We start from the raw sequence: 12,086 nt of genomic DNA, 5'->3' as shown, positions 1-12,086 counted from the left end.
TCCGCTTCGGTGCTCGCAAACCCACGCCGGGCGCGGCCCAGGGGCCGCTCTCGCTCACCAGCCCCCATTTGCAAGCACGCTCTGACCGATCTGCGCTGGCGGTGACCCGACGAGGGCTTGCAGGCGACAGGCATCTCCCCCGCCGCCCGCAAGGGGCGCTTACCCCCCGGCGACGGCGCGTTGCAGGCGCGCCAGGGCGCCCGGCAGGCCGCGCACTTTCAAAATCCGGCCCGCCGGGTCGAAATCTTCGGAAAGCACCCGGGTGTTTTCGTAGATATCGCCCAGCAGCCCCTGTTTGGCATAGGGCAGCACCAGCTCGCCATCCACCATGGACGCCTCGAAGAATGCGATGATCGTCTCGCGCAGCGCGGCCACGTCGTCCGGCGATTTCGCGGACAGCAGGATGGCATCCGGATGCCGTTCCAGCAGGGCCGCGCGCGTCTCCGCATCCACCCGGTCGATTTTATTGAGGACAAGGCGCGCGGGAACGGCATCGGCGCCGATCTCGTGCAGCACCGTGCGGCTGACCTCCAGCTGCGCGTCATAGGTCGGATCGGACGCATCGACCACGAACAGCAGCAACGACGCCTCCAGCGCCTCGTCCAGCGTGGATTTGAACGACGCGACCAGATCATGCGGCAGCTGCTTGATGAACCCCACCGTGTCCGAAATCAGCACGCGCGGCTTCGCGTCCGGCTTCAGCGCGCGCACCGTCGTATCCAGCGTGGCGAACAGCTGGTCCGCGACCAGCACTTCGCTGCCCGTCAATGCGCGCATCAGCGACGATTTCCCGGCGTTCGTGTACCCCACCAGCGCAACGCGCAACTGGTCGCGGCGCGCGGTCCGACGCTGCGCGCTGTCGCGCTGCACCTGCGCCAGCTGCTCCTTCAGCTCGGCCAGGCGATCGCGAACGGTGCGGCGATCCAGGTCGAGGTCGCTTTCACCCGCGCCCACGCCGCGCTTGCGCTCGCTGCCCGACGCGGATTCCCGCAACCGGGGCGCCACGTATTTCAGGCGGGCCATCTCCACCTGCAACCTGGCCTCGCGGCTGCGGGCATGGCGGTGGAAGATCTCCACGATCACGCCCGTCCGGTCCAGAACCTGCGCCCCCGTGGCGTTCTCCAGGTTGCGCGCCTGGCTGGGCGAGATCTCATGATCGACGATGACGAACTCCGGCCGCCGTTCCCCCTCCGCCTGCGGCGCGGGAACGGGGTCCTCCGCCGATGCCGCCCCGGCGGCCTCGAAGCGCTGGCGGGCCTTCGATTTCTGCGGCGCCGTCCAGCCCCCCACGACCCCGGTCCCGCCGGTGATCGCCGCCAGCTCAGCCAACTTGCCGCTGCCCAGCACCGTCAGCCCGCCGATCCCGCCGCGCTTCTGGGACACCGACCCCGCGACCTCGTATCCCAGGGTCTCGACCAGCCGGCCAAGCTCCTTCAGGCTCGCCTCATGGGCGACATCGTCAACACCGTCGAGTTGAATACCGACGAGGATGGCTCGCGGCACAGGTTGCTTCGTTTCCATGGCCGGGATCATAGCACGAACGCGCGACGGCGTGCGCATGGGCCCTCCGCCGGGCCCCGCCCCGAACGGAAGGACGCCTTCTTTTTCTGAAGAAAAGAAGCAAAAAGACTTTGATCCGTTAAGGGCGTCTCGAGCGCACCCGGCACATGGCCCCTGAACGTTCAAAAGTTTTTTGGTTCTTTTTTCCAAAAAAGAACGAAGACGATCGCCCTAGTCGTCGTGCCGAACGCTGCGGCCGCGCTTGATGCCGGCGCGATGGGCCTTGCCGTCCAGCCGGCGCTGGCGGGCGGCGCGGCCGGGGCGGGTGGCGACGCGGAAGGCCGGGCGATGCGCGGCCTCGCGGATCAGGTCCGCCAGACGCGCGACCGCGTCCTCGCGGTTGCGCTGCTGCGTGCGAAAGCGCCGGGCGGTGATGACGATGACGCCGTCGCGCGTGGCGCGGCTGCCCGCGACCTCCAGCAGGCGCACGCGCACCCGTTCGGGCAGCGACGGCGACCGCGCGGCGTCGAATCGCAATTGCGCCGCCGTCGCCACCTTGTTGACGTTCTGCCCGCCGGGGCCGGAGGCCAGGATGTAGCTGACCTCCAGCTCGGACTCGGCCAGGGACAGTCCGGGAAGGATCGGGATTGCCATGCGCGCGCCATAGCATGTTTCGCGCCGCCGCGCGTGCTATCGGTGGGGTCTCGAAACGGAAAAGGGGGAAAGCATGCCGGGCATGACCAATCTGGTCGCCTTCGCGCTGGTGGCGCTGGGCATGGCGCTGACGCCGGGGCCGAACATGATCTACCTGGTCTCGCGGTCCATCTGCCAGGGCTGGCGGGCCGGGCTGGTCTCGCTGGGCGGGGTGGCGCTGGGCTTCGTCGTCTACATGCTGTGCGCCGCGTTCGGCATCACCGCGCTGCTGCTGGCGGTGCCCCACGCGTATGACGCGCTGCGCCTGGGCGGGGCGGCCTACCTGCTCTACCTGGCGTGGCAGGCGATCCGGCCGGGCGGACGGTCGCCGTTCCAGGTGCGCGACCTGCCCGTCGACGGGCCGGGGCGCCTGTTCGCAATGGGGTTCGTCACCAACCTGCTGAACCCCAAGATCGCGGTCATGTACCTGTCGCTGCTGCCGCAATTCGTCCGGCCGGGCCATGGCGGCGTCCTGGCGCAGTCGCTGACCCTGGGCACCACGCAGATCGTCGTCAGCGTCGCGGTGAACTGCGCGATCGCGTTCGCGGCCGGGTCGATCGCATCGTTCCTGACCACCCGCCCGCGCTGGGCGGCGGTGCAGCGCTGGCTGATGGCCGGCGTGCTGGGCGGCCTGGCCGTCCGCATGGCGCTCGACAGCCGGCGGTAGGCACGGCACGGCCGCGCCCGCCCAGCCCTCCGGCCGCATGTCGATGCTTCGCGCCGGCGTCCCGCATGCCCATGCGGGCTGCCGGGCGAGGGCGGCCCGACGCGCCGCCCGTCACGGCGCGCGGGACGCCGGCAAACCAATCATGACACGCCGATCATGACATGAAGACCGCCATGCGCGCCGATCTCGGTACGACACAGCAAGAGCATACGGCGCCCGCTTGTAATGCGCATGGTCTATCCCCCAGGCAGCAGCCGTTTCAGGCCGCCTCCGATCGACGCCCGGCGTGCCACCAATGTCACACGTCCGGTCCACCTGCTGACCCAGGCGCGCGCCCTGGGCCTCAAACATCTCCCAGGCGTGCGAACAGGGCCTTGTCGCGGCACTCGCCGCCCGCAGACGCGAACGCTGGCTCGCCGAAAATGGCGACGCGATCCCGTCCTGGAACGAGCATGTCGAGACGCACGGCCTGCCGCTTGCCGCGTATCGTGCCTTCTGATGGCGAGCCTCCACGTCTATCCGATGCCGGACGAGCGTCGTGCGGGGTATGTGGTCGATGTGCAGGCGGAACGCCTGTCCCGACTGGCGACCCGTATGGTCGTTCCCCTCATCCCGGCCCCTGACGCGCCACCGCCGATCGGCGAACTGAATCCGGTTCTTGAGATAGAGGATGTACCGCACGTCCTGCTGACGCAGGCACCGGCCAGCATTCCGGTTTCGGAACTCCGCAGGCCGATATCGGCAAGCGATAACCGAAAACAGCCATTCCTTGCGCTCATGTTCATGACGGCTACCGACCAACTCACGCCTTTCCGATGGGGCTGCGGGGAGGTCCGCTCCCGCCAAAACCGGCCATTGCAACGCTGATCGCTCGGCCTAGTCTGATGCCCATCACTCCCCTGTTGCGGGTTCACATATTGTTCTAATCTACCGCCATGCCCAAGCACCTCACCTCCAATCAGATACTTGGCGAGATCGGCGAGAACGCCGTCCGCGGTCGCTTTCTATCGATGGGCTTCCAGTTCGACGGGCGCTCAAGGCTGGAGGCCGGCATCGACGGGATCGCCGAGGTCATGGAAAAGGGTCAGCCGATGGCCCGGATGATCGCGGTCCAGGTGAAGGCCAAGGAGGATGGCCGCTACGCCTCCGAAACCGACGATGGGTTCGCCTATCTGCTCCGCCGACAGGATCTGGATTACTGGAAGGGCTCGAACCTGCCGGTAATTGTCGTCTTCTATCGGAAGTCGGACAACAGCTTCTACTGGAAGGAGGTGTCGCGGGACAGCGATCAGGCGGAGCGTCGACTACAGATCGACAAGGCTACCGACATGCTCGACAACACCAGCGTCAACCGGCTCGCAGGTCTGACCGTGTCGAAGGCCGGGTTCGGCTACTACGTCCCCGCTCTCGGCGGCGGCGAGGAGGCATTGGTCAACATCCTGCCGATCGACCTCCCGAACGAGATCTATGTCGCGTCCACTCCGTATGACGGACGGCGAGCCACCGCAATCCTGTTGGCTGGTCAGGAGCCGCCCCGCTTCGACTGGTCCATCGCAGGTGGGACGTTCTGGTCATTCCATGATCCGCGCACCTCGGCCTGCAGCCAGATCGTGGATCTCGACCAGGTCGACGCCATCGAAACCGTTGATCTCGCCTTCCACGACGACGTCGACGAGCAGAACCGCTTCATGCACCTGCTGCGTCAGGCCCTTCGGCACCAGACGCGTGACGACCTAAACTGGAGCAAGGATCGGAAGATCCTCTACTTCCGCGCCTTGGAGAAGAACGTCCCGCGCAACTTCGCCTACGAATCCGCCAAGAAGAAGACCAATGCCGACGTGGTCATGGTCGCCATAAGCGACAAGGAAGAGGGCAAGGTCTCGTTCGTCCGGCACCATGCCTTCTCGCCACGCTTCGAGCGTCTGGGGGACAGGTGGTATCTGATTGTCTCGCCCACCTACTACTTCACGACCAACGGCTTCACACCGCATCCGTATCCGGGCGCGCTGCTGGCCGGCAAGAAGCGCCTCGACAAGAGCGCGGCACTGCGAGGACAGGTCATCATGTGGCACCGTTTCCTGACACAGGCCGACCGGGACGCCGAGCGGGCGGCTGGCGGACTGTTCGGCACCGAGGTGGCGATCGAACTCCGGCTCCGGTTCGGCGAGCCGCCCACGGTCCAGCTTGAGACGCGAGTCCCCGAGGACGGCTGGGGTGCCGGAAAAAAGAAGGCAGAGGCATCCGATCAGCAGGAGGGGCTGTTCGCATGAGTTCCTTCGACACTCGAATCTTCAAGGAACCCGAACTGGAGTTCGGCGACCATCATCACCATCCGGATCCGCGCCTTGGGCTCTTCGAGGCGGGGCCCCTCCAGCCCTTCGTCGGCGATGTCATCAAGGTCGGTGTGATCGGCAGCGCTAAGACGATTGAGGACACACGGAAATTCCTGGAGACAGCCGCGAGCGGTGTCGACGGCAAGTCCGAGAAGCACCCCAACATGCATCCGGCGTTCCCGGGCCTTGGCAACCAGAGCCCGTATCGCTGCCGCTTCGAGATCGAGGACGGGGCCACGGCGGCGCTGTCGCAGAGCAAGCTCGACAGGATCGCGAAAGAGCCCGACCACCAGAAGGCCGTCGAGATGGCGGTGGACGATATCGTCGCCGAACTCGAAGCCCTCGCCGATGGCGGCAACCGCCCCGACGTGGCGATCGTCGCGCTGCCGGTGCGCCTCCTCGAGCGGGTGTGGAACGCGAAGGTGGACTCCCGCGGCACGACCGAGAAGGACGACAGCAGCGGTTCGGACGCGCCGAACTTCCGGGGCATGCTGAAGGCGCGCGCGATGCATCTCGCCTTCCCGATCCAGATCGTCTGGGAGGACACGGTCGACGACAAGGTGTCGATCCCTCAGAAGATCAAGGAGAGCAGCGCCCGGAAGATCCAGGACGTTGCAGGCCGCAGCTGGAACCTGCTGACCACGCTCTACTACAAGGGGAGCGGCCGCATCCCGTGGCGGCGCATGCCGAAGGAGGGCGAGTTCACCGCCTGCTACATCGGCATCAGCTTCTACCGCGAGGCCGGTGGGCAGCAGCTCTTCACCAGCGCCGCCCAGATGTTCGACGAGCGCGGCCGCGGCTTCGTGCTGAAGGGCAAGCGCGCCCATACCGAGAGCCGCGGCCGCCATCCCTACATGACGAGCGACGACGCGCGCGAGATCATCGAGAACGTGCTCGCCGCCTATAAGACGCACCACAAGACGCTTCCTGCGCGCGTGATCGTGCTGAAGACCTCACGCTTCAAGGATGAGGAGGCCGAGGGCATCCTCGAGGCGCTTAATGCCGCCGGCACCGAGATGCGCGACCTGGTCTGGGTCCAGGAGTCGTACTCGGTGAAGCTCATGCGCGATGGGAACTATCCCGTCCTACGCGGCACCTTCGTCGACCTCGGCGGGAACGGCCTGCTCTACACCAACGGCAGCATGCCCTATTACGGCACCTATCCCGGCATGTATGATCCGCGTCCGCTGCTGCTCTGCCCCCATTCGAGCTGCGACAGCACCGTCACTCAGTTGGCCGAAGAAGTATTCTCCCTCACCAAGATCAACTGGAACTCGACCCAGATGAATCAGCGGCTCCCGATACCCATCCGGGCTGCGCGCATGGTCGGCGAGATACTGAAATACATGAAGGAAGGTCAGGTCGAGAGCACTGACTATCGCAAATACATCTGACCGGCCGTGAGGCGATCCGCGTCGCGAAATAACCTGACAAAGATCTGCGGAATCATTTTGAGTAGGGAATCACGCCAAAGCCGGGGTCACTTACTTGGATCGGAATACGACCCTACAACATTTCATTCCGTACCGGCCGCAAGCCCCGAGCTTGTAGCCAGCCAGAGCTTAAGCGGATCTACGAATAGTCGGTATCGGCGTAACCGGACGTTTTCTGTTGCGGTGCCGATCGGCAGGAATGTCCCACCGCAGTCTATGCGGCTCGCCAAACAATGTCGGTTTTCGGGCAATGATCATAACCACTTAGATGTCTGTGATGAAGGCGGGAGCGGACCTTCCTCTCCCATTTTTGTTCCGGACATCCAGTGCTCCAGTATCGCGCCCACAGATGCTCCGTTGCGGTACACGCGGCGCATGCGTCAGGATTGAAGGCATCGAACACCAGCCCGCCCCCAAGACGGTGACGGTTTGGCGTTGGTTCGTAACGGCGCGGTGACGTTTGGTGAGCCCAATCGCGGTTGGAGTGAGGGCAGGCCGGAGCATTGCGTCGATCATCCCGATGGCCTATGCGCGCCCGGCATTTATGAGCGGACGGAGTGTCCGGCACGACGAGATCACCTGACTGCCAGTTTCGACGGTAATCCAGTCGTGTTCGCCTCACCCATACCGCGTGGCTTTCTGGTCAAGCCAATGCGGGCGCCGATCACGTCCGATAGCCGGCATCGAAGCGACGAGCCGGTGAAGGATTTTCGGAATACCCTACAGCTCGCTCGTCGTTCCCGGACCGAACAGCTTCCCAGGCAGGACAAGTGTTTCGCATGCAAACCTCTCGGAAGCTTCCGAGGTCTCGGTCGAATGCGTGTGACCCCGTCCCTCCAGAAGTGACATGTGCGGGAGGAACTGCTCGAGCCCCTCAGCGAAGGCCTCGCCACTGCCGACCGCCAGACCCGCGAAGTACTGGCTAGGCCTGCGCGCGCAATAGGTCCGCTCCCGCGGCCAAACGGCTCGCATCGGCGGTCCGACTCCGGTTTGCCATGCTACTGAACCACACCGGTCAGAGGCGCTTCGGAAACCCGACCGCGAGATGGTCGATAAACGCGCGCACGGCCGACGGCAGGCCACGCCGCGTCGTGAAAACAAGATGCACGATCCCCTCGGCCCCGCTCCACTCGGGCAGGACCTGCACAAGACGCCCGTCGGAAAGGCACGGACGGCAAAGATGGTCCGGAAGCCACGCAACCCCCAGCCCCGCGGTAGCCGCCGCCCGCACCGCGACCATATCGTGCGAGCCGAAGCGCGGCGCCTGGCGGATCTCATGCGTCTCGCCGTGCGCGTTCACCAGTGGCCAGAGGCAGTCATTCGCCTCGTCGCTTGTGGTCAGAAGCGATGCCTTGGCCAGGTCCGCCAACGCCTGGATGCCCGCTGCCACGCGGGGATGCGCCACCAGGATACGCTTTGAACGCCCCAATGTGCGCATCGTCAACGCCGCGTCCGACGTCAGCGCCAGGCGCACCCGCAATGCCACGTCGATCCGCTCCTCGATCAGGTCGACGGGGCGATCCACGGCAACAAGTTGCAGCCGCACCTTGGGATGACGGGCAAGAAAACTCGTGATCAGCTCGCCGATCACCGTCACCATGCCGGTTGGACAGCTGAAGCGGATCACACCCGCCGGTTCGGCTTGGGCGGCGCTGACGATCGCCTCGGCCGCCTCGGCCTCGTCCAGCATGGCGCGGCAGCGCTCATAGAATGCACGGCCCAGCTCCGTCACCCGGAAGCGCCGGCTGGATCGCTCGATCAGTCGCGCGCCAAGACGGGTTTCCAGGTCGGTGATCCGGCGGCTGAGCTTCGACTTGGGTTCGCGCAGCACGCGCGCCGCCGCCGAAAAGCCGCCATGCGCGACGACCGCGACGAAATACGCATGGTCGTTGAGATCACGCCGTACCATCGTTCTTCCTTCTGAACGCTGTGTGCCGATATCGCTCTCTACACCAACCATCGTTCCAGGTGCATGCCTGTCTCACCGACGCGAACGGCGCGTCGCAGACAGGGAACAGGACTATGACCTACGGATTTGACGGCAAGGTGGTGATCGTGACCGGCGGCACCAGCGGCATCGGCCTCGCCACGGCCAAAGCCTTCGCTGACGAGGGGGCGTTCGTCTTCATCACCGGGCGTCGGCAGGACGCGCTTGATGCGGCGGTGGCCGGCATCGGCGGCAAGGTCACCGGCGTGCGCGGCGACATGGGCAGGCTGGAGGACATCGACCGTCTGTATGACGCCGTCCAGAAGCGGCACGGCCAGATCGATGTCGTGTTCGCCAATGCGGGCGGCGGCGAATTCGCCCCCCTGGGTGCCATCACAGAGGAACACTACCAGTCGACCTTCGACAGCAACGTCAAGGGCGTGCTCTTCACCGTGCAGAAGGCACTCCCCCTGCTGCGCGATGGCGCCTCGATCGTGCTGAACGCGTCCAACGTCAGCGCAGCCGGAACGCCGGCGCTCAGCATCTACTCCGCGACCAAGGCCGCCGTGCGCAGCTTTGCGCGGAACTGGATGCTCGACCTCAAGGACCGGCACATCCGGGTCAATGCGGTCAGCCCGGGCGTGACCGACACGGCGGGGCTCAACCAGCTCTTTGGCGGCGGAGAGCAGGCCGAGGGCACCAAAAGCTACCTCGCCGGGCTGATCCCCGCGGGACGCGTGGGCCAGCCCGAGGAAATCGCACGCACGGTCCTGTTCCTGGCCTCCAGCGAGGCGAGCTTCATCAACGGCATCGAGCTTTATGTGGACGGCGGCCAGAAGCAGATCTGAACCCCGGGCGACCAGGCGCCCCGGCGCGCGCCGGGGCCCGTCGGACACAACGACGTGACTGCCTGTCGGCACCGTCGAGAGACGATGCCGGCACCCTTATAAGGCAATCAGACAGGATACCGGGAGGCGATCATGCCCTTCGTCACGACCAGGGACGATGTCGACATCTTCTACAAGGACTGGGGTCCGAAGGATGCCCGTCCCATCATGTTCCATCACGGCTGGCCGCTCTCGGCCGACGACTGGGACGCGCAGATGCTCTTCTTCGTGAACAAGGGCTTTCGCGTGATCGCCCACGACCGGCGCGGCCATGGACGTTCGGCGCAGGTGTCCGGCGGCCACGACATGGACCACTACGCGGCCGACGCCTTTGCCGTCGTCGAAGCGCTGGACCTGCGGGGGGCCGTTCATATCGGCCATTCCACCGGCGGCGGGGAGGTCGCGCGCTACGTGGCGCGGCACGGCCAGCCGTCCGGACGTACCGCCAGGGCCGTGCTGGTCAGCGCCGTGCCACCGCTGATGCTCAGGACGGACGCAAACCCCGAAGGCCTGCCGATCGATGTCTTCGACGGCTTCCGCGCCGCGCTCGCCGCCAATCGCGCCCAGTTCTTCCTCGACGTGCCATCGGGCCCATTCTACGGCTTCAACCGCGCAGGGGCGAATGCGCATCAGGGCGTGATTCGGAACTGGTGGCGCCAGGGCATGATGGGCAGCGCCAAGGCACATTACGAGGGGATCGGGGCGTTCTCCGAAACCGACCAGGCAGGGGATCTCAAGGCGATAACGGTGCCGACGCTCGTCCTGCACGGCGAGGACGATCAGATCGTGCCGATCGCCGCCTCCGCGCGGAAGTCCATCAAGCTCCTGCCGAACGCCCGCCTCAGGACCTACCCGGGCTTCTCGCACGGCATGCTCACCATCAACGCGGACGTGCTCAACGCGGATCTGCTGGAGTTTGTCCAAAGCTAGGGCGCGCCGGACAGCGCGCAGCGCTCCCGGTTCTCTGTGCGCAGATGCCGGGAGCTTTAGCCGTCCCCTCCCGGTCGTCGGAAATACAACGCCGAAGGCCATGCCGGTATCAGACGGCCGCAGGTCGATTACTGCGCCTTCTTGAACACATCCTGGAAGATGAGCGGTCCCCAGATGCGGCCGCGTGCGTGCACCAGCGCGCCACCCTCGTCGAGTTTTCCCAGCGTGACGGGTGCGAACCCGAGTTGCTTGGCCAACGCCGCGACGGGCGCGGTCGCATCCTCGTCGTCGCTCGACAGAAAGACGACCCGGTGCCCGCCCTCGACGACCGGATCGGTCGCCAGGGTGGCGGCAATCAGGTGATTGAACGCTTTCACGTAATTGGCACCGGCGAACGCCTTCGCAGCGTACGCGGAGGACAGGAGGCCATCCATCTCCTCAACGGGAGCCAACGAGTTCATCGCGTCGATGACCGTCTTGCCTGTCCAGTTCGGCAGGGCCTTCGCAACCTCCCGGTGCTGTTCGAACGGAACGGCCAGGATGATGATGTCGGCCTCGAGCGCCTCCCGCAGCGACCCGGCGACGACCGTGGGGCCGATCGCCCGCGCCTGCGGCGCCAGCGCCTCGGGCGGCCGGCGGCTCGCGACTGTCACGTCGATGTTCCTGCGGGCGAAGGCGTGGGCGAGGGCCTGGCCTATCCTGCCAAATCCTACAATCGCGTAGCGCATTGTGCTTCTCCAATTGATTCCAGTTGATATTGATCCCCCCGGCCTTCAGCGGCGCAGGGCTATCCATTCCGCCCTGTGGCGACCGTCGCGCAGACGTCCCCCCGTGAACGACGTCCGCGCGGCCGGGCCGGGCGTTCAGCGCGGAAATCGTTCCACCATGGACACGCGCATCCCCGCCGGTCAGCCGCTTCCCGCGCTCCGGCGCGGTTTCAGATGGCCGAGAACCCGCCGTCGACAGACAGCTCCACCCCGTTCACGAAGCTGGACTCGTCCGAAGCAAGAAACAGCGCGGCCGCCGCGATTTCCTCGGGACGACCCATCTTTCCCCGCGGGATCAGGGATTCGAACATCCGCTTCGCTTCTTCGGTCAGGACCTGGTCCTGCATCGGCGTGGCGATCGGTCCCGGGTGCAGCACGTTCACCCGGATGTTCCGGCCCTTCAGCTCGTTGAGCCACCCGCGTGCGAACGCATGCAGCGTCGCCTTGCTCGCCGCATACACGCTGTAACCAGGGAACCCTTTGATCGAGGCCACCGACCCGGTCATGAAGATCGATCCGCCATCGTTGAACAGCGGCAACGCCTTCTGGACCGTAAACAGCGTGCCGCGCGCATTCAGGTTGAAGGTCGCATCGAAATGCTGCTCGGTAATCTCGCCCAGCGGGGCGGCTTCGCCCGTGCCGGCGCTCGCATACAGGACGTCGATCCTGCCCTTTTCCCGCTTGACGGTATCGAACAGGCGGTCGAGGTCGTCGAGATCGGCCGCGTCGCCGCGTACGCCGGTCACGTTCCGGCCGATCAGCCTGACGGCCTCGTCCAGCGCCTCCTGCCTCCGGCCCGTGATGAACACATAGGCGCCTTCCTCAACGAACCGCCTGGCGCTGGCCAGCGCCATGCCGCTCGATCCACCCGTGATGACGGCTACCTTACCCTCGAGCTTTCCCATGATCTTTCCCTCCAGGCTCCGTTTCCGATCGTTCGGGGATATCC

The 12,086-nt window shown here is 65.7% G+C and carries 12 protein-coding genes; 7 read left to right on the top strand and 5 right to left on the bottom strand.

From position 1 onward, the window contains the following. Positions 1-159: 159 nt before the first annotated feature. Both hflX and arfB read right to left on the bottom strand, forming a co-directional pair. The gene (hflX, locus tag HLH28_RS04125; RefSeq protein ID WP_408869813.1) at positions 160-1,521 is read right to left on the bottom strand and encodes a GTPase HflX; all 1,362 of its coding nucleotides are present in this window, start codon (positions 1,519-1,521) and stop codon (positions 160-162) included. A gap of 210 nt (positions 1,522-1,731) precedes the next feature. Continuing rightward, the gene (arfB, locus tag HLH28_RS04120; RefSeq protein ID WP_182954803.1) at positions 1,732-2,154 is read right to left on the bottom strand and encodes an alternative ribosome rescue aminoacyl-tRNA hydrolase ArfB; all 423 of its coding nucleotides are present in this window, start codon (positions 2,152-2,154) and stop codon (positions 1,732-1,734) included. A gap of 82 nt (positions 2,155-2,236) precedes the next feature. Here arfB and HLH28_RS04115 point away from each other — a divergent pair, with 82 nt between their 5' ends. The 5 genes from HLH28_RS04115 (at position 2,237) to HLH28_RS04095 (ending at position 6,587) form a co-directional block, all read left to right on the top strand. Next, positions 2,237-2,860 carry a LysE family translocator gene (locus HLH28_RS04115; protein WP_246395651.1) on the top strand — a complete coding sequence of 208 codons (624 nt, stop codon included), beginning with the start codon at positions 2,237-2,239 and terminating at the stop codon, positions 2,858-2,860. Between the two features lie 349 nt (positions 2,861-3,209). Continuing rightward, the gene (locus HLH28_RS18360; RefSeq protein ID WP_338029649.1) at positions 3,210-3,359 is read left to right on the top strand and encodes a type II toxin-antitoxin system CcdA family antitoxin; all 150 of its coding nucleotides are present in this window, start codon (positions 3,210-3,212) and stop codon (positions 3,357-3,359) included. After that, on the top strand, positions 3,359-3,727 hold the full coding sequence (locus HLH28_RS04105) for a CcdB family protein (protein ID WP_246395650.1): 369 nt from the start codon (positions 3,359-3,361) through the stop codon (positions 3,725-3,727). The genes HLH28_RS18360 and HLH28_RS04105 overlap by 1 nt, the downstream gene beginning before the upstream one ends. A gap of 68 nt (positions 3,728-3,795) precedes the next feature. After that, positions 3,796-5,130 carry a DUF4365 domain-containing protein gene (locus tag HLH28_RS04100; RefSeq protein ID WP_182954799.1) on the top strand — a complete coding sequence of 445 codons (1,335 nt, stop codon included), beginning with the start codon at positions 3,796-3,798 and terminating at the stop codon, positions 5,128-5,130. Continuing rightward, a complete protein-coding gene (locus HLH28_RS04095) occupies positions 5,127-6,587 on the top strand; it encodes an argonaute/piwi family protein (RefSeq protein ID WP_182954797.1) in 1,461 nt (486 codons plus the stop codon). Before HLH28_RS04100 ends, HLH28_RS04095 begins: the two co-directional genes overlap by 4 nt. Positions 6,588-7,641: 1,054 nt before the next feature. Here the strand turns inward: HLH28_RS04095 and HLH28_RS04090 are convergent. After that, positions 7,642-8,535: a LysR substrate-binding domain-containing protein gene (locus HLH28_RS04090; protein WP_182954794.1), complete on the bottom strand. Its 894-nt coding sequence runs from the start codon at positions 8,533-8,535 to the stop codon at positions 7,642-7,644. Positions 8,536-8,648: 113 nt separating this feature from the next. On the opposite strand from HLH28_RS04090, the gene HLH28_RS04085 reads away from it, so the two are divergent. Together HLH28_RS04085 and HLH28_RS04080 are read left to right on the top strand one after the other, a co-directional pair. Continuing rightward, the gene (locus HLH28_RS04085; protein ID WP_182954791.1) at positions 8,649-9,401 is read left to right on the top strand and encodes an SDR family NAD(P)-dependent oxidoreductase; all 753 of its coding nucleotides are present in this window, start codon (positions 8,649-8,651) and stop codon (positions 9,399-9,401) included. Between the two features lie 132 nt (positions 9,402-9,533). Beyond that, complete coding sequence (locus tag HLH28_RS04080; protein ID WP_182954789.1) at positions 9,534-10,370, top strand: alpha/beta fold hydrolase; 837 nt, start codon at positions 9,534-9,536, stop codon at positions 10,368-10,370. Positions 10,371-10,498: 128 nt separating this feature from the next. On the opposite strand, the gene HLH28_RS04075 is transcribed toward HLH28_RS04080, so the two are convergent. Beyond that, a complete protein-coding gene (locus HLH28_RS04075) occupies positions 10,499-11,098 on the bottom strand; it encodes an NADPH-dependent F420 reductase (protein WP_182954786.1) in 600 nt (199 codons plus the stop codon). Between the two features lie 209 nt (positions 11,099-11,307). After that, positions 11,308-12,042, bottom strand: coding sequence for an SDR family NAD(P)-dependent oxidoreductase (locus tag HLH28_RS04070; RefSeq protein ID WP_182954784.1), 735 nt, complete (start codon positions 12,040-12,042; stop codon positions 11,308-11,310). Positions 12,043-12,086 lie beyond the last annotated feature (44 nt).

Source organism: Gluconacetobacter tumulisoli (assembly GCF_014174155.1).
In the GTDB taxonomy this organism is placed as follows: domain Bacteria; phylum Pseudomonadota; class Alphaproteobacteria; order Acetobacterales; family Acetobacteraceae; genus Gluconacetobacter; species Gluconacetobacter tumulisoli.
This window is presented reverse-complemented; position numbering and strand designations above follow the sequence as displayed.